Origin of the sequence: Pseudidiomarina sp. CB1 (genome assembly GCF_024752025.1) — a bacterium.
Classification (GTDB): Bacteria; Pseudomonadota; Gammaproteobacteria; order Enterobacterales; family Alteromonadaceae; genus Pseudidiomarina.
In genome coordinates this window covers 1,312,542-1,337,215 of the sequence record NZ_JANTPU010000001.1, presented here as the reverse complement: position 1 = coordinate 1,337,215, position 24,674 = coordinate 1,312,542, and the positions used below count along the sequence as shown (strand labels likewise).

Below are 24,674 nucleotides of genomic sequence, written 5' to 3'. Positions count from 1 at the left end.
GGCGTTAACTCTTAAGTATCGAAACGTAAAATCATCTCACCTGCTGTGCAATGACAGATGCCATCACAGACGGGGCAGTGGTAGCCGCCGTGTACCGAGAGCTCGTACCAACGGTCAGGGTGTTCATTGACCATCGCACCGCCGCAGCGGGTGAAGTAAGAGTATGCACTATTATTTGGGCTTTGCATCCAAATATGCGCAAGGCCGGCTTTACAGCCAAGTTGCTGCGCAGCAGCCGTTGAGCGCTCAAGGAGCCCACGGCCAACACCTAACCCACGGCTAATTTCGGCAACCGCCGCGCATTTAAAGTAGCACATATGCTCGGGCGCAACGGGCCACTTGGTTGGCGTACAATACGCATCGATGTCCCATTTACCAGGCGCGAAGGTTAGGCGAATGCCTGCTAACTCACCATCGACAAAGGCTAGCCAGTTCAGGTTCACACCATTTAATTGCCCGCGCTCAACGTAGTCGGCAAGGTTTTCTTCGGTTAGGTAATTGTCACCGTGAACACGGTTACCTAATTCAATAACGGCCGCATGATCAGCGGCCGTTAGTTCGCGGTAGGTGACTACCGGTTGTTTCTGCGTCATTGTTGACACCATTCGTTTTAGTAGCGGTACTCGTCCGTCTTAAACGGGCCTTCTACATTCACGTGAATGTAATCAGCTTGCTCTTGCGTTAGTTTGGTCATTACGCCGCCGAAGCCCTGCACCATGTAGCGCGCGACCTCTTCGTCAAGCTGTTTAGGTAAAACTTCAACGCGCAGCTTGTCAGCTTTTTGATCGGCTGGCAAGTCAGCAAACTTTTCGTCAAACAAGTGAAGTTGCGCCAAGACTTGGTTTGCAAACGAACCGTCCATGATCCGACTTGGATGACCCGTCGCGTTACCAAGGTTCACCAAGCGCCCTTCGGACAACAACAGCAGGTAGTCGTTATCGTCGTCACTGCGGTAAATTTTGTGTACCTGTGGCTTCACTTCATCCCAGCGCCAGTTCTTGCGCATGTAAGCGGTGTCGATTTCATTGTCAAAGTGACCGATGTTACACACCACAGCAGTTGATTTTAGTGCTGCAAGCATGTGGCGATCACAGACGTTGACGTTACCGGTAGTGGTCACGATCAAATCGATCATTTGCAGAAGTTCTTTGTTGATGCCGCTCGCGTCACCGGTGTTCACACCGTTGATGTAAGGTGATACAACTTCGTAACCGTCCATGCAGGCTTGCATAGCGCAAATAGGATCGATTTCTGCAACGCGCACGATCATGCCTTCTTGGCGTAAACTTGCCGCTGAGCCTTTACCTACGTCACCGTATCCAATGACCAAGGCTTTTTTACCTGAGAGCAAGTGGTCGGTAGCACGCTTGATTGCATCGTTTAATGAGTGACGGCAGCCATATTTGTTGTCGTTCTTCGATTTGGTAACCGAGTCGTTGACGTTAATCGCAGGAACTTTCAACGTGCCGTGCTTCAACATTTCCAGCAAACGGTGCACACCCGTAGTGGTTTCTTCAGTGATACCGTGCACTTTGTCGAGCATTTGTGGATACTTGTCATGGATCAACAGGGTCAAGTCACCACCATCATCTAAAATCATGTTGGCATCCCATAGCTCACCGTCTTTGTGGCAGGTTTGCTCAAGGCACCATTCGTATTCTTCTTCCGTCTCACCTTTCCACGCAAACACCGGTACACCGGCGGCAGCCATCGCGGCTGCAGCATGGTCTTGAGTCGAGAAGATGTTACACGAGGACCAACGCACTTCCGCGCCAAGCTCAATCAAGGTTTCGATCAGCACTGCGGTCTGAATGGTCATGTGAATACAGCCGATAATACGCGCGCCTTGCAGTGGCTTTTGTGCGGCGTATTTACGGCGAATGGTCATCAGTGCCGGCATTTCTGATTCGGCGATAGAAATTTCTTTACGACCCCAGTCGGCAAGACTGATATCGGCAACTTTGTAATCTGACATAAAAAACCTCTGTTAACTGAATTCAGGTTCGTGTTGTAGCTTAATGAGCAACTGCTGCTGTTGGTCCAAACTCAACCGTGGACCAAAGCTCGACACCACCGATGCCGCCGCATGACTCGCTAACAAACCACAAGCCGATAACGGGTAGTTACGCACCAAGCCGAACATCATTGCGCCGGCAAACATATCGCCAGCACCATTGGTGTCGACCGCTTTCACCGGGATACCTGGAACGGCGACTTGGCGCGTGCCGTCACCTAGCAGTGCGCCGTCTTTGCCAAGGGTAATCGCAACTAGTTTGGCGTGACGTTGTAATTGTTGCAACGCAGCTTGTACGTCATCGGTGCCAGTTAAGATCCGTGCTTCTTCCTGATTACAGAACATCACATCAACGCCGCCTGCGAGGATCTCATCGATGCCGTCACGGAAATATTTGACCATTGCAGGATCGCTGCAGGTCATGGCGATTTTTGTGCCGTTTGCGCGGGCAACTTCTTTGGCGCGAGTAATGGCTTCGCGGGCAATTGGCGAAGTGACGAGATAGCCTTCAATGTAAAGGTATTCGGCACGAGCGATCGCTTCTTCATCAAGTTCGGCAATGCTTAAATCTGCGGTGATTCCCAAGTAAGTACGCATGGTACGTTCGGCGTCAGGCGTGATCATTACTAAACAACGGCCGGTTTTACCTTCATGCTTTTGGTTGCCGGTGTTGGTGGTAATACCCACGTTCTCAAGGTCTTCGCAGTAGAATTGACCGGCTTGGTCATCGGCAACCTTACAGCAATAAAAGGCTTTACCGCCAAATTGGCTAAAACCGACCAATGAGTTGGCAGCAGAGCCACCCCCTGACTGCTTCTTTAATTCACCACGCTTAGCAAGCTCGGCAATAAGCTTTTCCTGTTCGGCGTCTTCGATCAAGGTCATCATGCCTTTCTCGATGTTGTGCTGGCTTAGAAACTGGTCGGTAACTTCAAACTCTTGGTCGACCAGCGCATTGCCGATGCCGACGATATCAATTGAATCCATGTGATACTCAGGTTGGTTCTTAAACAAAAAAATCCGGCCGCTAAGTATACAGCAGCCGGATTTGAAGGTCGATAAATTAGGACTTAAAGCCGCCCGGAACACCTTTGGTAGTGATACTTACGGCGTCGTGAGCATGCAATGATTCGTAATGATTCACGCGTACCCAGAAGTCAGAAAACTCGTGGTGTTGATTTAACGCGTGCTGCAAACGTCGCGCAGCGTCTTCACAGAACATCAAGTTTTGTCCGTTCAAGCGCGCAAACTCCTGCTCATCTTCACGTTTAACGGCAGCTTGCACTGGCGTTTGTAACGCATCTTCGATGGCATCAACCAAGGCAATGATGGGGAGCTCAGAAACCTGTTCGCCCATCACCACTTTGACTTCAGCGATTGAGCGCTGGCTATGCGGGGTCGCAACGATGCCTTGTGTGGTGCCTAGCCAGCGATGCACCATTTCAGCGTCAACATCGGCGTCGGTGCCAAACTGATCGGCAAAGGCATCTTGAATCAATTGACGCGCTAGCGCAGCTGAGCATGGGCAGGTTGACGAGTAAGGTACGTCAACACCGAGCTGTAAATAGAGCTTGCCATGGTCATAACGGCCAATCACCGTGACTGGGTAGGCTTTCCAACCCGGCTTTTTGCTAATCAGCGCTTTACGACGCAAATGATAATCGAAGCTAAACTTCACATAAGCTTGATCTGCAAGGCCTTCATGACTATCAATAAAGTCATGGAGTAATTTGCTGAGCGACTGATGCGAGAGCACATCGTTGTTGGAAAGATCTTCCAACAATAAGTAGAGGCGCGACATGTGAATGCCTTTGGCTTTTGGATCTTTCAGGTTCACAAAAGCGTCAACCAAAGCGCTCACCGGGCGCTCCGGTTCGTTGGCCGCACCAACGACCAAGGGCATCTCGATGTTACTCATGCCAACCCAATCGAGCGCACCTTCAGTTTGTGCTTTGGTTTGATTGGCGATATCTGGCATCATTGTCGGTGTAGCTGTCGGCATGCGATTACGGCTCCAAACATTGCATTGAGTACAAAAAGTACAATAGTTCCCAAAAAAGGGGCGATAGTATACAAGATTTAACCTGATTACGGTAGTTTGCCATAACGGGTTCAATTTTTAGGGAAAAGATTTTCGATAGGCCTTATCGGTTTCAGCACAAGGAAAGCAAGCAATGCTAGATAAAGATCTTCTTGAGCAGTACGCAGATCTCATGGGCGACGAGGGTGTGCACGAGATGTATATGACGTTCGCCGATAACATTGGTGGTTATTTAGACCATTTGCAGTGGTTGGTGAAAGAGCGCAAAGAACAGGACGTTCGTAGTCAAGCACATCGCGTGAAAGGCGCATGCCGTTCGATGGGACTTACGGAACTTGCGAAAACCATGGAGCGGTTTGAGCGTGAGTCTTGGAGCTGGAAAGAAGCAGAAACTGAGCTGGCGCAATGGGCAAAAGACTTGCCCGCGCACCAGCACCAGATCGAAGCGTGGTTAAACGCTCGGCGTGTTTAACGAAGGTTGGTCGAGGTGACGGATAGCCACTTCACCAACGAAGCGATAACCTTCACCATGAATCGTGGTAATTAAATTCGGCGAGCTGTTATCGGCTTCAAAGTGACGGCGAATACGGCGGATGGCCACATCGACGGTGCGGTCATTTGGACGTAATTCGCGGTCGAGCATTTTCTTCACTAAGGTTTCGCGGTCAAGAATCTTACCTGGATTACTCAAGAATAATTCCATAGCGCGGTATTCGCTTTTTGGCAGGCGGAACATCTTACCGTCTGGCGAGAACATGCAGCGACTATCACTTTCTAAACGCCAGCCATTAAACTCATAAACCACACTGTCGTGGCCAATGGTTTTTTGTTGGCTTTTTAGTGCCTCGATGCGGCGATATAAGTTGCGCACGCGCATCAACAACTCTTTCGGGTTGTATGGCTTAATGATGTAGTCGTCAGCGCCTAATTCCAAGGCTAATAAGCGGTCTTCTTCTGCGTCTCTTCCGGTCAAGAAGATTAAGCCGACATTTTCGCTTTCACGAAAGTTCTCTGCGAGCTCAATACCACTCTTACCTGGAAGGTTGACATCCATGATCACCAAATCTACTTGCTGACGCGCCATGATACGTTGCATCTGCATGCCATCCGCAGCATCGTAGACGTCGTAGCCTTCTTGTTGGAAAAGGCGCGTCAATGTGTTTCGGGTGACGACTTCATCTTCTACGATTAATAATCTAGCGCTCATAATGGGTTGATCCGTTCGTCGTTAACATATGTTGAAATATGGTGTACACCAAGAAGTGTAGCACGAGATTCTAATAAGTGCGTAAATTTCCTGCAAGCGAATGCACAAGTTTTTACATTAAGCTTTAATTGTGAGCAAAAACTCAGTGTATTGGCCAGCCTGCGATTCAAGTTCGATAGTGCCTTCTAATGCGCGGGTGACGAGATTATACACGAGATGCAAACCTAACCCCGTTGAGCCTTGCCGCCGTCGACTTGTGACAAAGGGGTCAAAAGCACGTCGTCCGACGGACTCTGGAATCCCGCTACCGTTGTCGCGATAGCGAATTTGAACATGATTACCATCGATGCGTTCAATAGCCACTTCTATTTGGCCACTTTCGCGCTCGGCAAAGGCGTGGAGTGCAGAGTTCTCAAAGAGCTGCTTCAAGACGTGCTGCAGTGGCCCAACGCGTGTGGTCACTTGTAATTCTGCCGGACAATTGAGGATCACATCAAGGTCATTGAGCTTAGCAAATCGTTGACGTGCCGCATGCAGCACGGTTTGCAGGAGTTCTAATGCGGATGTGGTTTGTGCTTCTTCAACAAACTGATCCATGGCGAGCTGGCGGAATTGATTGATAAGGTCGGCGGTACGTTCAATATTACGTCGAATTAAACTGAGGTTTTCGTCACTAGCCTCCATAAAGCGTTCGAAGTCTTTACGAGTAATGGTGTTTTCAGCAAATTTTTGCTGCATCAACTCCAGCTTATCCTGCAAAATCGACGTCGAAGTAATGACCAAACCTACGGGGGTGTTAATTTCGTGCGCAACGCCAGCTATGAGATCGCCCAATGACTGCATTTTTTGGTTTTCGATCAGCTGTTTTTGAAACTGATGCAACTTCTCAAGCGTTTCCATCAACTCGTGATTAGAGTCACGTAGGGCGTTGGTACGTTGCTGTACTTGGCGTTCCAACTCGGCGTTCAACTCGTTGGCTTGACGCTCAGCGTGTTGCTGCCGTTCCAAATGTTGTTCGACGCGGGCCAACAGGGTATTGAACGACAAGCTGAGCTGTTGTAACTCAATCAGGTTCGACTCAGGTAGCCGAATGGAGTAATCGCGGTTACGACTAATGCGTTGAATTGTGCCAATCGCTTGTTCAATCGGGCGTAGTAAGGTTGCGCGAGCGCGCAAACTGAATAACCAAGCAAGTAATCCTACTACAATCAGTGCGGCACTTGAGGTCGCGAAAGTGCGCCAAGTGGTTTGGTTAGCAAATTCGCGACCAATGCGTACATAAACCGTCCCTAACCGTTCGGTGTCGATATCAATGGGGGCGGTCACCTCAATAGAGTTGTCTTTGGTGACCACACCGAAATTCTGGATGCGTTCAGGACTGCGTACCGGAATGGGCGCGAGTCCTTCACGGTTGTAGCTGGTGAAATAACGTAGTTGCTCGCCATTTTCAATAGTAGGTCGTTGATAAATATGGATATGTTGCACTACCGAGCTTGAGCGGAAGAAGCGTAAGTACGAGGTTAGCCCTTCGGCATCTTCGAACAGCAAGTAGCGGCTGCTCACATCGGCGATAACTTTGGCGATGTCCTGCGCGCGTTGCTCACTGGCGGCATCAACTTCATTAATATGCAGTAGGCTCAATGCCAGCAAAGCAAAGCCGCTGACCAGCACACTAATGCTGACCACCAACCAGGTGATGCTTTGCCGAATGGACCCGCTGGTGATCATCTGCGACCTCGGCGCGGCTTGCTGCGAGCCGTTCGATTCACTGCTCGATTCACTGCTCGATAAACCGCAAACTTGTTATCTTGCGCAATACGCTCGCAATGTCCGAAGCTGGCTTCGATCAGCTCTGGCCAAGGTAAAAAGCGGTTGGCAACCAACCAGAGTTCGCCATCATTGGTTAAGTGCTGCCGGGCATTCTGCAAGAATTGTTGACCAATACTGTAATCCGTTGCTTGGCCAGTGTGAAACGGTGGGTGGCTGACGATGACCGAATACTTGGGGAGCTCACTATGCAACCGATCGGCGGCAATCAATTCACCACTGAGCCCGTTCAGTTCAAGGGTTTTGGCACATGCGGCGAGCGCCATCGCACTGACGTCAAGATAACTGATGTCGAGTTCGGGTTGCAGGCGTTGCAGCCAAGCCCCCAATACGCCATGGCCACAGGCAAAATCGAGCACCGCACCGCCGGCTTTAAACTGTGGTAAGTGTTCAAGCAACATGGCACTGCCGGCATCGATGCCAGGGTAGGCAAAAACACCCGGATAGCTGGCTAACTGCAAGGGGGACAGTGGCGGCTGCGGAAGTTCTTTGGTGACTAAATAGTCGGCGGCATTGAAAGAGGTTTGCTGCGCGCTTAAGTGGGTGACCAACAAACTTGAATGATTGCCGTCGGCAAGTTTTTGCGCGGGGCCCCACGGCGCTTGCAGGGTTTTATGAATACTCTTGATGCCACTACGTTTTTCGCCAACCAGCCAGAGCGGAGCGCCGCTCGGTAGCAGGTCGGCGAGTGCTGCCAAAACATATTCGGTCAGCTTCTTTTCTTTCGGCAGCCATAAAATAGCACCGTCAAAGCTTCCCGTTGGCGGTGTTGCACCAAAATGGTGCGTTTGCGGCCACTGCTGTGCGTATCCCGCGTGCCAATGCCAGCTATTGGTGATGGTGAGGTCGTCAGCCCAGCCCGAATCAGGTGGATTCACCGCCAATAATGCCTCGCCGCTGATGTGTGCGGCTTGGCGAATCACTAATTGTGAGGGGAGGCTTAAGCTTTTAGATATAGTCATTTAAATCGGTTTACCGTCGTAGGCTTCACTAAAAACATCGACGCTTGATGAAGCTTCCTCAAACACGTCTTCATCGAACTGCGCCACATTAAAGAGCGCCTCACCTTCATTGGCCACCGGGATATTGCTAATACCGATGACAATGCCGTTATAAGGGCTGCGTAACGGGTGCATTTCGTCACCGTGGGGGTTCACGGTCTGCGCAATGACTTGGCCTTTTTGCAGGGTTTGGCCAAGTTGTACTTGCGGTACCACGAGGCCGTCATGTTCGTTGCGAATCCATGCACTGCGATGCGCCACTACCGGCTTCACTTTTTTGCGCGTGCGGCGGCCTTTGAGCATCTTCAAGTTTTTCATGACGTTTTGCACGCCGATGACGCCAGCTTTGATGGCTGCGTAATCAAAGCGTAAGGCTTCGCCTGCTTCATACAAAATCAGCGGGATGCCCATTTCTGAGGCCACGGAACGTAACGAACCATCGCGCTCTTTGGAGTGCAAGATCACCGGGGTATTAAAGGCGTGCGCCATTTCCAAAGCTTCAGCGTTATCGGTGTCGACACGAATCTGCGGTAAGTTACTGCGATGAATCGCCCCAGTGTGTAAATCGACGATGTGCGTCGCATTTTGCACTAAGGTTTCGTTAAACAAGAAGGCTAACCGGCTACCTAATGCGCCGCGTTCGGAACCAGGAAAGCAACGATTAAGATCGCGACGGTCGGGCAGGTAGCGCGATTGTTGAATGAAACCAAACACATTGACCACCGGCACCACAATCAAGGTACCACTGAGCTCCTGTGGTTCAGTTTGACTAATCAGTCGACGGCAAATCTCGATGCCGTTTAATTCATCGCCATGAATGGCCGCACAGACCAACAAAACCGGCCCCGGTTTGGTGCCATGAAAGACTTCTGCGTGCAAATCCATGGGGGTGTCGTTATAGAGTCGCGCCGCAGGGATCTTGATACTATGGCGCGAGCCTGGCGCGATTTTTTGTCCCGCAAGCTTAAAAGCGACCGGTTTCTTCACGTTCTAACCTTTCCCTTTAGTGCGCGTTTTGTGCGCCTTCGCTGTTTTTTCGATAAAACTAATAATCTGACTCGCGACATCTTTTTCAGTTGCTGTCTCGATACCTTCAAGGCCAGGTGAAGAATTGACTTCCATTACCAATGGTCCATGGTTCGAGCGTAAAATATCGACACCAGCGACGTTCAAGCCCATGGTTTTTGCTGCTTTCACAGCCGTTGCGCGCTCGGCAGGTGTGAGCTTGACCAAGCTCGCTGAACCACCGCGGTGCAAGTTGGAACGGAACTCACCGGGTTTCGCTTGGCGCTTCATTGCCGCGATGACTTTGTCGCCAATGACGAAGCAGCGAATATCGGCACCGCCAGCTTCTTTGATGTATTCCTGTACCATAATGTGCGATTCCAGCCCCATAAAGGCCTCGATCACGCTTTCCGCCGCTTGCCGCGTTTCCGCAAGTACCACACCAATTCCTTGGGTGCCTTCAAGTAATTTGATCACCAGTGGCGCACCACCGACCATTTCGATCAAGTCGGGAATGTCTTGCGGTTGACTGGCGAAACCAGTGGTCGGCAGGCCAATACCTTTGCGGCTGAGCAGTTGCAATGAACGCAACTTGTCCCGGCTACGTGAAATCGCAACCGACTCGTTCAATGGGTAGGTGCCAATCATTTCAAATTGCCGCAGTACGGCAGTACCAAAGAAGGTAATTGAGGCGCCAATCCGCGGAATAACTGCATCATACTGTGGTAAGTCACTCCCCTTCATGTGAATCGATGATTCACGCGCGTTAATGTTCATGTAACAGCGCAGTGGGTCGAGAACGTCAACAGTGTGGCCGCGAGCTTCACCGGCCTCAATCAGGCGGCGAGTAGAATAGAGCTTGGCATTGCGCGATAGAATCGCAATCCTCATGAGAGAACTCCTTGTAGGTAGGATGCGTCGGGATCGACTAAGAACACACCTCGCATTGCTTGACGGCCGAGCAACATACGAAATTTCATACTGTCGCGATTGGTCAAGGTTAGCTCAACATCGTCATAGAAATCGCCAACTTTAAGTTTGCTTTTTATGACGTAGCGTAACTCGGTGTGGCCGCCTGAGTCGGTAACTTCGCGTTGATCGTGAATCTTAGCTTCGCACATGTGTTCACGATTAGAGTCTTGCTCTGGGTGTACCCATATCCGCAGCCAGTTTTCCCCGTCTTTGTTAAAGGGCTCTAATTTAAAAGCGTGCAAGCACGAGGTTCGCGCGCCTGTGTCGACTTTCATTTTAATGGCAGTAATGCCGAGGTCGGGGAGAGCTCCCCATTCGCGCCAACCCAAAGTTTGCATGCGCTGTTTCACTCCAAGCGAAAAGTTAAACTACTTGCAAAGAATATAGCCGCAGCGGCTAAACAGCAAGCGTCAACGCTTGTCGGACTCGCTTTTAACGGTTTGTCGATGCTGCTTAACCTGTTGCATCCACTGACAAAATTCATCGAGTGGACGATCGAGTGCACTGGCGGGCACGTAAAGGTCATAACCGAGGAGTTGACGGAGTTGCTCGCAGCGCACGGCAAACAAGGCCTGCACGCCGCGGTACAGCTTACCACTGGGGGCTTTGTAGCTGGTTGGAATATCGTAGTAGGGGGTGTAGTCGTTGAGTTCCGGCTGCTCACGGCGCAACGCCGCAGCGAGTAAATGCCGTTGTTCACTGACCAAATAAACTGCAAGTCGCGGCGAAATGCTATCGAGTACCGGCTCCATGTCGTGCACACGAAAACCAATGTAAGGCAGCTCTTCAAGCTCGAGGCCGCGATGCGTGCGTGGAATATCAAAGCGCAACAAATTATCCCACTCCAGTTGCCACGTACCGCGGCGATGTTCGTAGCGAATATTTTGTGGCGTGATCACCAAACTGACGGGAGGTTCGACAATTTTAGCAACCCCCAGCAAGAAGATCGCGGCACTGGCAATGTACAGCAGTGCCCATGCGGCTTGCGGGAAGTCGAAGTCGGCCAGATAAAGAAACATGGTCACGGCAAACAGGGCAACACCACCGATGCAAAAGCTCAGTGCGTCTCGTCGTGCCGCCGGTTGTACCTTAAGTTCAGTCATAAGAGCCTTAAGAGCGATGTTTGCTATTCGCTATTTGCTGTTTGTTTAAACCTAAAGTGTGTAGCCCGTGGTTCTACCACGGGGGATCTGTACGACCATGATCATGGTCAAAACGTCAGGTTATGCCCGTGGTAGAACCACGGGCTACAGATTAAATGTCTTGCGAATAATAGCACCGGTGAACGATGTCTTTAAATAAAAGCCCCGCGGTAACGTCTGAATCTTTTCGCCGTTCGGGCCAATCGCATCGGTAAGAACTCTGCTATTCGCCGCCTTTGGTCGCAATTGTAAAACTTCACCTTGATGCGCCGTAATACTTTCGACCTGACCCATGGCGATTTTATCCATATGCTCTTGCCAGTCATGGCGCAATTGCGCCTCTTCGTCAGCGCTCGGCTGCCATAAAAAAGCTGTGCCCACCGAGCGTTCAGCCAGCGGCACCTCACGCCGACCGTCAATGGGGATCCATAACACGCATTGTAGTTTGTTACGTACATTACTTGCTTGCCAGTTCACTCCGCTGGTATCCAGCAAAGGAACAGTGCAGACGAAGGTGGTCTCTAAGGGCTTGCCGTTGGCATCCAGCGGGATCGTCTTAAGCTCAACCCCGAGTTCTGGAAAATCTTGTAAGGCTTGCGAACCAGCGCTGGCGCCCAAAGCTGTTTCTAACAGTTGGCCAACCCAGCCTTTATGGCGCCGCAGATCGGCGGGTACAGCTAAGCCGTGGCGCGCCGCTAATTCAGCAAAACTGAGGCCTGCTAAATCGCTGGCGGCGTTAAATAATGTACGCAGGTCGCTCATTGGGCTCCTTATTCGTGGCTTGGCACTTTCTTTCAGGGCTCGATTATGGAAAAATCAATGACAGAAGTCGAATTTTAGAGGATGCCCGCGTGATAGACGCAGAAGGATTCCGCGCAAATGTTGGAATCATTATCTGTAATGAGCAGGGACAAGTGTTTTGGGCGCGTCGGTTTGGGCAACATAGTTGGCAGTTTCCACAAGGAGGCATTGACGATGGTGAAACGCCAGAGCAAGCCATGTACCGGGAACTGTACGAAGAGGTAGGGTTAAAACCTGAACAAGTGGAAATCGTGTATACCAGTCGTAACTGGTTTCGCTACCGCTTGCCGAAACGTCTCATTCGACGCGAACAGCGGCCCACTTGTATCGGCCAAAAGCAGAAATGGTTTTTGCTGCGCTTAAAATGCCAAGAGCAGGACGTTGATGTCCATTGCTCCTCGCATCCGGAGTTTGATAACTGGCGATGGGTTAGTTATTGGTATCCGGTGCGTCAAGTCGTGTCGTTTAAAAAGGATGTCTATCGGCGCGTGATGAAAGAATTCGCGCCAATTGTCATGCCGACACCGCAACCCCAAGGCAAACCCGGCGGACGGAAACAGCGCGGCCCCAGACGGAAACGTTAATATGCTGCGAGTGTTGCAACGCATTGTCGAAGCTGTGAATCAGGCGCCAGACTTTGAGCTGGCGCTACAGACCATGGTGCGGCAAGTCAAAGAAGCGTTGCAGACCGACTCGTGCACGGTTTACCTTGCCGATCACGAACAACAGCAATTTCATTTGGCCGCAACCGACGGCTTGCAAGTCAACTCAGATCAGCCCATCCATGTTCCCTTTGGTGAAGGTGTCATCTCACTGGCGGCGCAGCGTGAAGAACCGCTAAACATTGCCAACGCTGGTGAACATCCAAAATTTTTACGCCTCGCTGAAGTCGATGAAGAGCGCTACAACGCCATGTTGGCCGCTCCCGTGATTCATCGGCGCCGCGTGCTCGGCGTGTTGGCGGTGCAACAAGAACATGATCGCGCCTTCACCCGCGACGAAGAAGCTTTTGTGGTGACACTTGCTGCCCAGCTTGCGGTGGTGATCGCCCATGCTGAAGCCAAGGGCTATTTGCGTACCGTGAAGCAATCGCCGTGGTTGCAAACGATCAAAGGCTTAGCGGCGGCGCCAGGTGTAGCGATTGGTCCTGCGTATGTCGTAAAACCCCGTGCGCGCTTGAGTGAGGTTACGCCGAAGCGTACCGATATGCCCGAGCACGAGGTCCGACGCTTTCGCTCAGCAGTGGCACGCACGCGGCAGGAACTGCATGATTTAAGTGCCAGCATGAAAGGCCAAGTGGCCGATGAAACCCTCGCCATCTTTGAGGTTTATCATGCGATGTTGGACTCCACCAGTTTGGGCCAGCAAGTCGAACAGACGATTAATGATGGTTGGCGAGCGCAGACCGCACTTAAGTTGGTCGTTGAAGACTTAGTCAATCAGTTTGAAAACCTCGATGACGAATACATTCGTGAACGCGCTAGTGATGTTCGCGATTTGGGCCAACGCATTTTATCTCATTTGAAAGAAAAGGCCCGTCAGCAACACGAGCCGCCCGCTGAATGCGTGTTAGTGGCCCATGAAGTCACAGCAACAATGCTCGCCGAGTTGCCGCACACCGAGATCTTGGGGATTGTCTCGGTGCGCGGATCGGGTAATTCACACGCGGCGATTATGGCCCGTAGTATGGGTATTCCAGCCGTGTTGGGGGCGGATGACATCGAACTCAATGAGCTCGATGGCGAAACGTTGATCGTTGATGGCTACAACGGTGATCTGTTTATTAATCCACCGTTGCAGGTCGAAAACGAATACCGTCAGCTTGCTGAAGAAGAACTCGAACTGCGTGAAAAAGTCGAACAAGCACGTGGTAAACCGGTGGAGACCGAAGATGGCGTACGGGTGACGTTGCAGCTCAATGTGGGGCTAAATACCGAGCGCGACTGGTTACAAGAGCTCGACATTGCCAGTGTTGGACTTTACCGCACAGAAATTCCGTTCATGATGCATGAACGTCTGCCCACTGAGGACGAGCAGGTTGAGCTTTACAGTCAAGTGCTTGAGCAGTTCAAAGCCGGTACGGTGGTCATGCGCACCCTCGATGTAGGCGGCGACAAGCCGTTACCGTACTTGCCAATGGATGAGGAGAATCCGTTTCTTGGTTGGCGTGGTATTCGCATGACCTTAGATCATCCAGAGATTTTTCTCGTACAAATTCGTGCGATGATGCGTGCAGCCGTGGGACGCAATAATTTACATATTTTACTGCCGATGATCACTAGCGCAGAAGAAGTTGATGATGCGGCCCGCATGGTAAAACAGGCCTACCACGAGGTGAGTGAAGAGTCGAATGGGCATGATCGCGCGCAGTTGGTGCCGCCGAAACTAGGCGTTATGATTGAAGTGCCAGCAATGGTGTATCACCTGCACACGATTGTTGATAAAGTCGATTTTTTCTCGGTCGGTACCAATGACCTCACGCAATATTTGCTCGCTGTAGACCGCAATAATCAACGCGTTGCTAGCTTATACGATGCGTTTCATCCAGCGGTCTTGCATGCGTTGAAGCAAATTATAGATCGTGCGAATGAACTCGATAAACCGGTGTCAGTTTGTGGTGAACTGGCCGGCGAACCCGGCGGTGCCTTGTTACTGCTTGCGATGGGTTATCGCACCTTGAGCATGAACAGCTACAATATTGATAGAATCCGCTGGATTATTCGCCACAGCAAGGCGGCGGATTTGGCTCCCATGCTCGAACGTGCGTTGCGCGCGCGTTCGGCAAAAGAAGTACGACAGATCGTAACCATGACGTTAGAAGAAGCCGGTTTAGGCGGTTTTGTCCGTGCTGGCGGGTAAGCGTTAATAATCTTTTTCCCAGGTAAGGAGTAACAGTGCTCATCACAGGCTGGTTATGGTGTTTAGCCGGAGGCGTGATTGCGGGTTTATTGGCCGGCATGCTGGGCATTGGTGGCGGTCTCGTCATTGTTCCACTATTGATCTATTTACTTCCCGTATTCGGTGTTCCCCCTGAACTTGTGGTGCAAATGGCCGTAGCGACGAGTTTAGCGACCATTGTCATGACCACATTAAGCGCCGCACGTTCGCACTATCGACATGGACAAATCAGTTGGTTTTGGGTGCGCCGACTGATTCCTGGTTTGATGGCTGGCGCGGTATTTGGTGCTTGGCTGGCCACTCAGTTAAAGCCTGAATGGCTGCAACGGATTTTTTCCATCGTGTTGTTAGTGTTGTCCATTCGGATGTTGATTCCGCAGCGTACCGGCGAGCCAATTACGGGCGTGTCGAAACGACTAATGGCCCTTATTAGCGCTATGGTAGGGAGTTTGTCGGCGCTGGTGGGCATCGGTGGTGGCTCATTAACCGTGCCACTTTTGCAACGTCTTAGGGTTCCCATTCGGCAAGCGATTGCGGTATCTTCAGTAGGTAGTCTAAGTATCGGCGTTAGTGCGGTATTGGCATTTATTGTCTTGGGCCAACGAATGGAATCCAACGAAGGTTTGTTGGGTTACGTGCATGGGCCAGCTTGGTTGGGGATCTCAATAGCGTCGATGCTATGCGCGCCATTAGGCGCAGCGCTGACTCAGCGTATTCCAGTGAAACGTTTGCAGCAGGGATTTGCGGCGTTTTTAGTACTGGTTTCACTCGAATTATTTATAGGATAAAACATGCAAACTGAGTTTATGATGCACCCGAGCATCGACCCGGTTATCTTCAGTATTGGCCCATTGGCGCTGCGTTGGTACGGCTTAATGTATTTGCTTGGCCTCGCGTTCGCTTATTTTTGGGGAAAGCGGCAAACACAAATGCCCCATTATGCCCATCAGGGCTGGACTGAAAAGCGTTTTAGCGACCTTTTGTTTTGGTCGTTTATGGGCGTTATTTTAGGTGGTCGCATTGGCTACGTGCTGTTTTATCAATTTGAGTATTTTGTCTCCAATCCTCTTTACTTGTTTGACATGGGTAGCGGCGGGATGTCGTTCCATGGAGGCTTGTTGGGCGTTATCACCGTACTGGCCATTTTTGCTTGGCGTACCCAGTTACGTTTTCTTCAAATTGGTGATTTTGTTGCACCGCTAGTGCCAATGGGCCTGGGCTTTGGGCGCATCGGCAACTTTATTAATGGCGAGCTGTGGGGGCGCACGACTGATGTGCCATGGGCCATGATTTTTCCTGCTGCTGGGTCAGATCCACGTCATCCATCACAGTTATACCAAGCAGCTCTAGAAGGACTTCTATTGTTCGTCATTCTAGCCCTGTTCAGCCGTAAGCCACGACCTATGGGCGCGATCAGTGGGTTATTTTTGATCGGTTATGGTGCTGCGCGCTTCTTTATTGAATATTTCCGTGAACCTGATGCGCATCTTGGTCTGTTGTATTTCGGTTGGTCGATGGGGCAATGGCTGTCGGCGCCAATGATTGTGCTTGGCGTGGTCATGATGGTGTGGGCGTATCGGGTTCATCAGGCACCGCAAGGAGGCAAAGCATGAAGCAGTATTTAGCGTTATGCCAGCGTATTGTCGACGAAGGCGTTTGGGTTGAGAATGAACGCACGGGCAAGCGTTGTCTGACCGTGATCAATGCCGACCTAGAGTATGATGTGGCGGGCAATCAGTTTCCGCTGATCACTACGCGTAAGAGTTTTTGGAAAGCGGCGATCGCGGAGTTTCTCGGCTACATTCGCGGCTACGACAATGCGGCGGATTTTCGTCGATTGGGTGCCAAGACTTGGGATGCGAATGCCAACCTGAATGAAGCTTGGCTGGCCAACCCGCACCGCAAAGGTGAAGACGATATGGGCCGAGTTTACGGTGTGCAGGGTAGGCGTTGGGCGAAACCGGATGGTGGCTTTGTCGATCAGTTACGCAAAATTGTCGATAATTTAAGTCGCGGCATTGATGATCGCGGTGAAATCATGAGTTTTTATAATCCGGGCGAATTCCACATGGGCTGTTTGCGGCCATGTATGCACACGCATAACTTTTCGTTGCTCGGTGATACGCTGTATTTAACCAGCTACCAGCGTTCGTGCGATGTGCCGTTGGGGCTAAATTTTAATCAGGTACAAGTGTTCACTTTTCTAGCGCTGATGGCACAAATCACAGGCCATAAAGCGGGCAAGGCTTACCATAAGATAGTAAACGCTCACATCTACGAAGATCAGCTCGAACTGATGCGTGATGTGCAGCTCAAGCGTGAGCCGTTCCCAGCGCCACAACTCGAAATCAACCCAGATATTAAGTCTCTGAAAGACCTCGAAACATGGGTTACGCTGGATGATTTTGCGGTGCACGGTTATCAGCATCATCCGGCGATTCAATATCCCTTCAGCGTTTAAAAGCGCTGTTTGCTATTCGCTATTTGAAGAACGCTGTCTTTATGAATGCTTATAATGTTAATTATATATGACTTTATATGCATTTATTTCGTTTTAAGTAAAGAATAAAGAACTTTATATGCCTTGACGCGCTAGGTGTTTGGTCTATATTTAAAGTCGTATTTAAGCAACTTAATAATAAATAAGCTTAAATTAAGTCAAATAAATTAAACTTTATAGCTATGCTTGTTTGTCTTTGGTCGAACAGCAAACAGCGAACAGCAAACAGCGAATAACAAACAGCGAATAGCAAACATGCAACTTAGCCATTTATCAGCAGCAGCATTATCAGCAGAGCTTGGCCAACGGCTCAAGCAAGCGCGACTAAACGCGAATATTACTCAGGCGGAACTCGCCAAACGGGCGGGTGTGAGCCGTACGATTGTGATGAATGCCGAGAAAGGGCAAGCGCAATTGGAGAATTTTGTAGCGCTGTTGCTGGCGCTCGATTGCGCCGAGCAATTGAATCATTTCTTACCTAAGCCGCAGTTATCGCCGTTGCAGTTGCGCAAGCTGCAAGGCAAGCAGCGCGAGCGCGCTACGGGGAGTCGTGGCGGTAGCGATGATGACGAGGTGAGTGGAGAGTCATCATGGTAATCGAGGTGATCAGTGTTTGGTATCAGGATGCTGAGGTGGGCGCACTGAGTTTTGATAGTGAACAGGGTTTTGGCGCATTTGAATACACACCTGAGTTTATTCGCTCGGGAGTTGAGTTGGCGCCGCTTACGATGCCATTAAAAAAGCAGATCTATAGTTTTCCAGAATTAACGGGGCCGACCTTTCATGGGCTACCCGGGCTAGTGGCAGATTCGCTGCCCGATGACTTTGGTAATGCGGTGCTCAATGCGTGGGTGGCCAATCGCGGTTTGCAGCCTGCTGATATCAGTCCGCTGCAGCGGCTGCAATACACTGGCACGCGCGGGATGGGGGCGCTGGAGTATCGACCAGCCAATAAGGTTCGCGGTTTTGAGCAAATGCAGAAGGTGGATATCGCTGAGTTGACTGAAATCGCTCAGGATGTGCTCGATAGTCGCGCGCGCTTTGAGCATGAGTTGCCAAGTGATGGTGCCGCCGATCGTGAGGCCATGTTAGCGCTACTTTCAGTTGGCACCAGCGCGGGTGGGGCAAGGCCCAAAGCGGTGTTGGCGTTTAATGAGGATTTTACCCAAGTGTGTTCGGGGCAAACGGATATTCCGGCCGGATACCGCCATTATTTGATGAAGTTCGATGGCGTGGTAGAGCGCAGCACGGGACATGAGACGTTTGGTGATCCGCAAGGCTACGGTGCGATGGAATATGTGTATTACTTGATGGCACAACAGTGCGGTATCGAGATGATGCCCTGTTATTTGTTGCCAGAAGGTGACCGTCGGCACTTTTTGACGGAGCGCTTTGATCGCGATGGCAACACAAAAATTCATACGCAAACGCTGAATGGGATTGCGCATGTGGACTACAAAAAGCCGGGTAGTTTTTCGTACAGTGAGCTGTTTGCGGTGGCTCGGCAGTTGCGACTAACTGCGCCTGAAGCCGAGCAACTCATGCGGCGTATGATTTTCAATATCGTTGCGCGCAATCACGATGATCACGCGAAGAATTTTGCCTTTCAATATCGTGCGGGGCGCTGGCAGTTGGCACCGGCATACGATGTGGCTTACAGCTACAAACCTGACAGTAAGTGGGTGAATCAACACTGGATGCAGCTCAACGGCAAGCGCGAAGACTTCACCCGCGATGATATCTATTCGCTCGAGCAGGTCAGCCCTTTGTTTAGTCGGCATAAGCTTGATGCCATGATCGACCAAACATTGGAGGCGGTGAACCAGTGGCCACAGCTCGCAGCCCAACAAGAAGTACCTAGTGCGTTGATTGAGCTCATTCGCAAACATCAACGCCTCGACTTGTAGCCGTCTTAGATTCGGCAAAAATGAATTGCTAAACACATCATTTATGCGCATAATTTATCCACATAGTTAATGCGCATAAATTGCTAGGTACTCTTATGAACTATTCGCCCCCGAAAAAGCCAACGAACTTGAGTGTCAGTGAACCGTTATTACGTGAGGCAAAGGCGTTGAAAATCAATTTGTCAGCGACATTTGAAACAGCGTTGGAAGAAGAGGTTCGTAAGCAAAAACAGTTGCGTTGGCAGCAAGAAAATCAAGAAGCACTTGGTGAGGCCAACCAGTTTGCCGAGCGTAATGGCCTTTTCGCGACGAAATATCGGGTGTTTTGATGGCACAGTTTGATGTCTACTCGAACCCTGATCCCGATACGAACAAAAGCTATCCTTATTTTGTCGATCTACAAGCCGAAATCATCAGTGATTTATCGACGCGAGTCGTAGCACCGCTAGTTGCGCGAGACGAGCTGCGCCATGCACCGTTGAAAGTACTTTGTCCAGAAGTTGGCCTCAAAGGTGCGTGTTATGTGTTAATGACACACCAGCTAGCGAGTATTCCTGTACCCTCTAACCTTAGTCCCGTGGCTTCGTTGCGTGAGCAGCGTTATGAGCTGCTGAATGCGCTCGATTTTCTTATTACTGGCTGTTAGAGCGTGGTAAAATTCGCCCTATGACAACTTCTAAAGAACGATTTTCAGGTATTGAGCGGGTCTATGGTACAGCCACCGCGACGCAGTTCAGCAATCATCACGTTGCCGTGGTTGGGCTGGGTGGCGTAGGCTCGTGGGCGGTTGAGGCGCTAGCGCGCTCGGGTGTCGGTGGGCTGACGTTAATTGATTTGGACGATGTTTGTGTTACCAACATCAACCGTCAATTGCCGGCGATGACAAGTACGGTGGGGCAATTGAAAACCGAGGTGCTGGCGCAACGGGTGCGAGACATTAATCCGGACTGCGAAGTCCGTGTGATTGATGACTTTTTGGCGCGTGAGAACTTGGATGAGTACTTAGGCTCGCCGGTCACTGCTGTGCTGGATGCGATTGATAGTGTGCAAGTGAAAGCTGCGTTGATTGCGTGGTGTAAACGCCGAAAGGTGCCTTTAGTTACCTGTGGTGGTGCTGGTGGTCAGGTTGACCCAGGCAAGGTGACTTCGACGGATTTAGCCAAAGCGACACAAGATCCTTTGCTTGCCAAAGTTCGTTCCATGTTGCGTCGCGATTATCACTTTTCCCGAAATCCTGCCCGTAGTTTTGGTATTAAAGCGGTGTATTCGACGGAGCAATTACGTTATCCGCAGAGCGATGGCGAGTGGTCGCATGCGAAGCCCGGTGCCGGCAGCATGCGTATGGATTGCGCCACCGGCTTCGGCGCCGCCATGCCCGTCACCTGCACCTTTGCCATGCACGCCGTCGCTTTGTTGCTAGAGAAAGTAGCCCGCAGTTCTACTGCGGGTTGAGCGCGAACATGATGACCATGGTGAAAACGTTTGATGACCCCGTAGTAGAACTACGGGCTACGCGGTTCTTCAACATGATGACCATCCGGAAACGTTTGATGACCCCGTAGTAGAACTACGGGCTAAGAGAATCTTATGAAACTATTTATGTTTTACATTGGTGGCTCAGCACCACATGCCAATATTGAAGTGCACGACGTGCGTTTCGTGGCTGGCGAAAACGTCGAAGCCTGCTACCCGACACTGCGCAAGTATTGGTTCGGCACTCGCAAAGGCCTGCACCTAGATAGTTACGTGCACCTGCACCACGTCGACGGTTACCGCATTGAACTCAGCAAAGATCCCAGTCATCAGCCCGAAAAGCTCTGGTTCGTTAACTTCGGCGGCTATTATCCCGATCGCCTTGCCGAATTCCATGATTTCACCCTAGTTGTCGCCAAATCCGCCGACGAAGCTAAACGCGTCGGCTATCAATGTCTGCTTACCGACAGCGTCGAACAGCACAAAGACGACTTGTACGACGTCGACAATTGTTTGAATGTGGACTTGCTGGAAGGCTGGCACATACATCTGGTGAAAGACGGCAAAGCGCAGCCGTTGGTGCCTGATTGGTCGGGCTACGAAGTGATCGCTTAGCTTTGAATAGCGGCGACGACTGCACGCAGGCCGTTGCGGCGTGAGACACTAACAATGTCGTCTAAGCTCAGTTTCTGAAGAAAAGCGTCAAGCTCGAAAGTCCGAACTTGTTCGGCAGTGGCGTGCTGTAGGGCTTGGTAGATCAGCGCCAGTAAACCTTTCACGACCCGTGAGGCCGAATCAAGTTGCAGTTCGAGGTGGCTATCGCGCCACTCGGCAACGAGCCACACTTGGGCTTCGCAGCCGTGCACTTCGTTTTCAGGTGTTCTCAGTTGTGCCGACATCGCAGGCAACAGAGCCGCTTGCTGAATCAAGAATTTAAGCCGTTGAGGTTGTTGTTGCGCCTGCGCTGTTAACTGGGCGAGATCGCTTTCGCTAAGTTTGCCGTACACAAAAAACTCCAATGAAAATGCTCAAGATCAGCGGAAAAGGGACGGCAATAGTACCATTTTTGCACCGAAAAATGTTAATCTTGGGCAGTCTAAGCTTAAAACCTGAATTCAAATAACGTAACAGGAACGACAACATGAAGATATTAGTGGCGGTCAAACGCGTCATTGATTACAACGTAAAGGTACGCGTGAAAGCTGACCAATCTGACGTTGATTTGGCCAACGTGAAAATGGCCCTGAACCCGTTCTGTGAAATCGCAGTTGAGGAAGCAGTACGACTGAAAGAAAAAGGCATTGCTGACGAGGTAGTGGTGGTTTCGATTGGACCGAAAGCGGTGCAAGAGCAACTGCGTACCGCTTTGGCTTTAGGCGCAGATCGCGCTATCCAAGTCGAGACCGATGATATGCCGGACTCCTTGGCGGTTGCCAAAATCTTAAAAGGTGTGGTGGAAAAAGAAGAGCCACAATTGGTAATTCTTGGTAAGCAGGCGATTGACTCTGACAACAACCAAACCGGACAAATGCTGGGTGCTCTAACTGGTATGCCGCAAGGTACCTTTGCGTCAAAAGTCGATATGGCTGACGGCAGCGTTAACGTTACTCGTGAAGTTGATGGCGGTTTGCAAACCGTGAAGCTGCAGTTGCCAGCGATTGTAACCACTGACTTACGCTTGAACGAACCGCGTTATGCGTCGTTGCCGAACATCATGAAAGCTAAGCGTAAGCCGCTTGATGTGACGACAGCAGACGAGTTGGGTGTGAACGTTGCACGCACCGTCAAATTACTTAAAGTTGAGCCGCCAGCGGAACGTAGCGCAGGCGTGAAAGTAGCTGACGTTGCGGAATTGGTCGACAAATTGAAGAACGAGGCAAAAGTCCTATGAGTATTTTAGTCATTGCCGAACACGATAATAAAGAGCTGAGCCCAGCGACACTGAAAACACTGGCCGCAGCGCAAGCCATTGGCGGCGACATCGACGTTTTGGTGGCGGGTGAAGGTTGCCAAGCGGTAGCCGATGAAGTCGCGAAAGCGGATGGTGTTAGTAAAGTACGCCTCGCAGACAACGCCGTTTACGGTCACTTTCTGGCTGAAAACTTAGGAACCTTAGTGGCTGAACTGGCCAAAGACTATGGTCACATTCTCGCGCCGGCAACCACCACCGGCAAGAATTTCATGCCGCGTGTGGCAGCGTTGTTAGACGTTGCCCAAGTGTCAGATATTATTGCGGTTGAAAGTGCTGATACCTTTAAGCGTCCGATTTATGCGGGCAACGCAATCGCCACCGTGCAGTCAGAAGATGCAATTAAAGTTATCACCGTGCGTGCGACCGCGTTTGATGCGGTCGCTGCTGAAGGTGGCAATGCTTCTATTGAAGCCGTCGACACCGTTATCGATAATGATAAATCTGAGTTTGTTGGTGAGGAACTGGCTGAATCAGAGCGTCCAGATCTGACCGCTGCCCGCGTTGTCATCTCTGGCGGTCGTGGTATGCAAAATGGCGAAAACTTCCACCTACTGGAAAAAGTCGCCGATAAGCTTGGCGCTGCGGTAGGTGCATCACGCGCCGCTGTTGATGCAGGCTTTGTTCCTAACGACATGCAAGTTGGCCAAACGGGTAAAATTGTGGCACCTGAGTTGTACATCGCTGTAGGTATTAGCGGTGCGATTCAGCACTTGGCCGGTATGAAAGACTCGAAAGTCATTGTTGCAATTAACAAAGATGAAGAGGCGCCGATCTTCCAAGTTGCTGATTACGGCTTGGTAGCGGATTTGTTTGATGTGTTGCCGGAGTTAGAGCAAGCGCTTTAAACAGCCCTAAGTTAGTGTTTTTTATTAGCCCGCACTTTGTTGCGGGCTTTTTTGTGGCTAAATATTGTGCAATCGCAGGTTTTCTCTTATGTTGAAAGGGCACCACTTGCGTGCTTGGGGAACAAACAAGGGATCAGCTTATGAAACGTTCATTGCTAACAGGCGCACTGCAAGCGCTAGCTTTGGCTTCACTTTTGACGCTGTCGACGGTGCAAGCTGCTGAAGAAACACTAAAAATCAAAGGCGAGCTGCTGTTTGCTAGCTTGCCACAACTAGGTGACTATCAAGGCCCTCTGGCGGAACCTCTGGTGTTCGAGGCAACAATTGTTGAGGACGCTGCTTTGGCTGAAAGTACGGTTATTCTTGGCCTGTCTGAAGAATACCTTAACGCGACGCGTTCCGTAGCGATGGAAATTTCGACTGCGGCTGGCGAGGTTCTTTATTCGGCGAGCGCGCATGCTGACGAGTTTGCCTTTGCGACTTCTTTAGAACTCTACTCGTTATTCGCATATGGCGCTGACGCAAGTGCCACGAATTATCCGAGCGGTAGCGCATTTTGGGCACTGATTTCAGCGGGCGAGCAACGTTTTGTCGACCGTGAAATCAGTCTTGGCGCTGATTTATTGTCACGTGGTGTCGGTATGGGGGCTGAAGCATCTATCGCTAATTTGTTTGCAGATATGACCGCTTACCCAGTTTTAACCGCTGGCTCGTACAACTATGCGTTCCTCTATTATGACCGTTCTATTGATAACCAAACCGGTGAGGGTTATCAGGGCATCGCGCAAGGCTACGCGACAAGTGTCAGTTACGGCGCTGAAGACTTCAGCCTTGAGGCGCTGTTGGCAGCTTGTGGTGATACGGTGAGCTGTGCCATGCGAACTATCCAAAATTGGCAAAAGAATGGCAGTGTGACTTCGACGGAAGCAAGTTCACTGCGGCAGGCCTATCAAGCTAGTCAGCGTCCGAACTAAACCGATAGCAGTGCAGCAAATCCATTAAGCGGGACAGAGGCCCCGCTTAGTGGATTTTTCGTTAGAGAGCACTTGCATATTTGTAACTCATCGGA

At 50.7% G+C, this 24,674-nt stretch carries 28 protein-coding genes; 15 read left to right on the top strand and 13 right to left on the bottom strand.

Annotated elements, in window-relative coordinates:
- Positions 1–11: 11 nt before the first annotated feature.
- The 4 genes from NV375_RS06440 to folE2 all read right to left on the bottom strand — a co-directional run bounded on the left by NV375_RS06440 (position 12) and on the right by folE2 (position 4,016).
- A complete protein-coding gene (locus tag NV375_RS06440) occupies positions 12–593 on the bottom strand; it encodes a GNAT family N-acetyltransferase (RefSeq protein ID WP_258807368.1) in 582 nt (193 codons plus the stop codon).
- A gap of 17 nt (positions 594–610) precedes the next feature.
- Complete coding sequence (ahcY, locus tag NV375_RS06435) at positions 611–1,975, bottom strand: adenosylhomocysteinase (protein WP_258807367.1); 1,365 nt, start codon at positions 1,973–1,975, stop codon at positions 611–613.
- Between the two features lie 12 nt (positions 1,976–1,987).
- Positions 1,988–3,001, bottom strand: coding sequence for an adenosine kinase (locus tag NV375_RS06430; RefSeq protein WP_126771509.1), 1,014 nt, complete (start codon positions 2,999–3,001; stop codon positions 1,988–1,990).
- Between the two features lie 76 nt (positions 3,002–3,077).
- Positions 3,078–4,016, bottom strand: coding sequence for a GTP cyclohydrolase FolE2 (gene folE2, locus NV375_RS06425; RefSeq protein ID WP_241967832.1), 939 nt, complete (start codon positions 4,014–4,016; stop codon positions 3,078–3,080).
- A gap of 172 nt (positions 4,017–4,188) precedes the next feature.
- Here folE2 and NV375_RS06420 point away from each other — a divergent pair, with 172 nt between their 5' ends.
- Complete coding sequence (locus tag NV375_RS06420) at positions 4,189–4,527, top strand: Hpt domain-containing protein (protein ID WP_258807366.1); 339 nt, start codon at positions 4,189–4,191, stop codon at positions 4,525–4,527.
- Here NV375_RS06420 and arcA read toward each other — a convergent pair.
- From arcA to mutH, 8 genes are all read right to left on the bottom strand, one after another.
- Complete coding sequence (gene arcA / locus NV375_RS06415; RefSeq protein ID WP_126771505.1) at positions 4,507–5,265, bottom strand: two-component system response regulator ArcA; 759 nt, start codon at positions 5,263–5,265, stop codon at positions 4,507–4,509. The two genes, NV375_RS06420 and arcA, sit on opposite strands and share 21 nt — an antisense overlap.
- Before the next feature lie 114 nt (positions 5,266–5,379).
- Positions 5,380–6,990: a sensor histidine kinase gene (locus tag NV375_RS06410; RefSeq protein ID WP_258807365.1), complete on the bottom strand. Its 1,611-nt coding sequence runs from the start codon at positions 6,988–6,990 to the stop codon at positions 5,380–5,382.
- Positions 6,987–8,051 (bottom strand): class I SAM-dependent methyltransferase, encoded by a 1,065-nt coding sequence (locus NV375_RS06405; protein WP_258807364.1) that lies wholly within the window; start codon positions 8,049–8,051, stop codon positions 6,987–6,989. Before NV375_RS06405 ends, NV375_RS06410 begins: the two co-directional genes overlap by 4 nt.
- On the bottom strand, positions 8,052–9,077 hold the full coding sequence (locus tag NV375_RS06400) for a succinylglutamate desuccinylase/aspartoacylase family protein (protein WP_258239911.1): 1,026 nt from the start codon (positions 9,075–9,077) through the stop codon (positions 8,052–8,054).
- A gap of 3 nt (positions 9,078–9,080) precedes the next feature.
- Entirely contained in the window at positions 9,081–9,986 is a 906-nt protein-coding gene (gene rimK, locus NV375_RS06395; RefSeq protein ID WP_258239912.1) for a 30S ribosomal protein S6--L-glutamate ligase, read from the bottom strand.
- Complete coding sequence (locus NV375_RS06390; RefSeq protein ID WP_258239913.1) at positions 9,983–10,405, bottom strand: ATP-dependent zinc protease; 423 nt, start codon at positions 10,403–10,405, stop codon at positions 9,983–9,985. Before NV375_RS06390 ends, rimK begins: the two co-directional genes overlap by 4 nt.
- A gap of 72 nt (positions 10,406–10,477) precedes the next feature.
- Complete coding sequence (locus tag NV375_RS06385; protein WP_258239914.1) at positions 10,478–11,170, bottom strand: DUF2982 domain-containing protein; 693 nt, start codon at positions 11,168–11,170, stop codon at positions 10,478–10,480.
- A 144-nt stretch (positions 11,171–11,314) separates the two neighbouring features.
- Positions 11,315–11,971 (bottom strand): DNA mismatch repair endonuclease MutH, encoded by a 657-nt coding sequence (mutH, locus tag NV375_RS06380; RefSeq protein WP_126771494.1) that lies wholly within the window; start codon positions 11,969–11,971, stop codon positions 11,315–11,317.
- A gap of 89 nt (positions 11,972–12,060) precedes the next feature.
- Between mutH and rppH the strand changes: the two genes are divergently transcribed.
- The 11 genes from rppH (at position 12,061) to NV375_RS06325 (ending at position 21,403) form a co-directional block, all read left to right on the top strand.
- Positions 12,061–12,594 (top strand): RNA pyrophosphohydrolase, encoded by a 534-nt coding sequence (gene rppH, locus NV375_RS06375; RefSeq protein ID WP_126772762.1) that lies wholly within the window; start codon positions 12,061–12,063, stop codon positions 12,592–12,594.
- 1 nt (position 12,595) lies between these two features.
- A complete protein-coding gene (gene ptsP, locus NV375_RS06370; protein WP_258807363.1) occupies positions 12,596–14,869 on the top strand; it encodes a phosphoenolpyruvate--protein phosphotransferase in 2,274 nt (757 codons plus the stop codon).
- Positions 14,870–14,904: 35 nt separating this feature from the next.
- Positions 14,905–15,696 carry a sulfite exporter TauE/SafE family protein gene (locus NV375_RS06365; RefSeq protein WP_258807362.1) on the top strand — a complete coding sequence of 264 codons (792 nt, stop codon included), beginning with the start codon at positions 14,905–14,907 and terminating at the stop codon, positions 15,694–15,696.
- 3 nt (positions 15,697–15,699) lie between these two features.
- Positions 15,700–16,521 carry a prolipoprotein diacylglyceryl transferase gene (lgt, locus tag NV375_RS06360; protein WP_258807361.1) on the top strand — a complete coding sequence of 274 codons (822 nt, stop codon included), beginning with the start codon at positions 15,700–15,702 and terminating at the stop codon, positions 16,519–16,521.
- A complete protein-coding gene (locus NV375_RS06355) occupies positions 16,518–17,369 on the top strand; it encodes a thymidylate synthase (RefSeq protein ID WP_258807360.1) in 852 nt (283 codons plus the stop codon). Before lgt ends, NV375_RS06355 begins: the two co-directional genes overlap by 4 nt.
- Before the next feature lie 294 nt (positions 17,370–17,663).
- Positions 17,664–18,005: a helix-turn-helix transcriptional regulator gene (locus NV375_RS06350; RefSeq protein ID WP_258807359.1), complete on the top strand. Its 342-nt coding sequence runs from the start codon at positions 17,664–17,666 to the stop codon at positions 18,003–18,005.
- Positions 17,999–19,315 carry a type II toxin-antitoxin system HipA family toxin gene (locus NV375_RS06345; protein ID WP_258807358.1) on the top strand — a complete coding sequence of 439 codons (1,317 nt, stop codon included), beginning with the start codon at positions 17,999–18,001 and terminating at the stop codon, positions 19,313–19,315. The genes NV375_RS06350 and NV375_RS06345 overlap by 7 nt, the downstream gene beginning before the upstream one ends.
- A gap of 95 nt (positions 19,316–19,410) precedes the next feature.
- A complete protein-coding gene (locus NV375_RS06340) occupies positions 19,411–19,644 on the top strand; it encodes a type II toxin-antitoxin system CcdA family antitoxin (RefSeq protein WP_258807357.1) in 234 nt (77 codons plus the stop codon).
- Positions 19,644–19,961 carry a CcdB family protein gene (locus NV375_RS06335; protein ID WP_258807356.1) on the top strand — a complete coding sequence of 106 codons (318 nt, stop codon included), beginning with the start codon at positions 19,644–19,646 and terminating at the stop codon, positions 19,959–19,961. Before NV375_RS06340 ends, NV375_RS06335 begins: the two co-directional genes overlap by 1 nt.
- 20 nt (positions 19,962–19,981) lie before the next feature.
- Positions 19,982–20,767 carry a tRNA cyclic N6-threonylcarbamoyladenosine(37) synthase TcdA gene (gene tcdA, locus NV375_RS06330; RefSeq protein ID WP_258807355.1) on the top strand — a complete coding sequence of 262 codons (786 nt, stop codon included), beginning with the start codon at positions 19,982–19,984 and terminating at the stop codon, positions 20,765–20,767.
- Between the two features lie 135 nt (positions 20,768–20,902).
- Entirely contained in the window at positions 20,903–21,403 is a 501-nt protein-coding gene (locus NV375_RS06325; RefSeq protein WP_258807354.1) for a DUF1543 domain-containing protein, read from the top strand.
- On the opposite strand, the gene NV375_RS06320 is transcribed toward NV375_RS06325, so the two are convergent.
- Positions 21,400–21,795: a SufE family protein gene (locus NV375_RS06320; protein ID WP_258807353.1), complete on the bottom strand. Its 396-nt coding sequence runs from the start codon at positions 21,793–21,795 to the stop codon at positions 21,400–21,402. The genes NV375_RS06325 and NV375_RS06320 overlap by 4 nt on opposite strands.
- 134 nt (positions 21,796–21,929) lie before the next feature.
- Between NV375_RS06320 and NV375_RS06315 the strand changes: the two genes are divergently transcribed.
- From NV375_RS06315 to NV375_RS06305, 3 genes are all read left to right on the top strand, one after another.
- Positions 21,930–22,679 carry an electron transfer flavoprotein subunit beta/FixA family protein gene (locus NV375_RS06315; RefSeq protein ID WP_258807352.1) on the top strand — a complete coding sequence of 250 codons (750 nt, stop codon included), beginning with the start codon at positions 21,930–21,932 and terminating at the stop codon, positions 22,677–22,679.
- A complete protein-coding gene (locus NV375_RS06310; protein ID WP_126771465.1) occupies positions 22,676–23,605 on the top strand; it encodes an electron transfer flavoprotein subunit alpha/FixB family protein in 930 nt (309 codons plus the stop codon). The genes NV375_RS06315 and NV375_RS06310 overlap by 4 nt, the downstream gene beginning before the upstream one ends.
- 140 nt (positions 23,606–23,745) lie before the next feature.
- Positions 23,746–24,579 (top strand): hypothetical protein, encoded by an 834-nt coding sequence (locus tag NV375_RS06305; protein WP_258807351.1) that lies wholly within the window; start codon positions 23,746–23,748, stop codon positions 24,577–24,579.
- Positions 24,580–24,674: the final 95 nt, after the last annotated feature.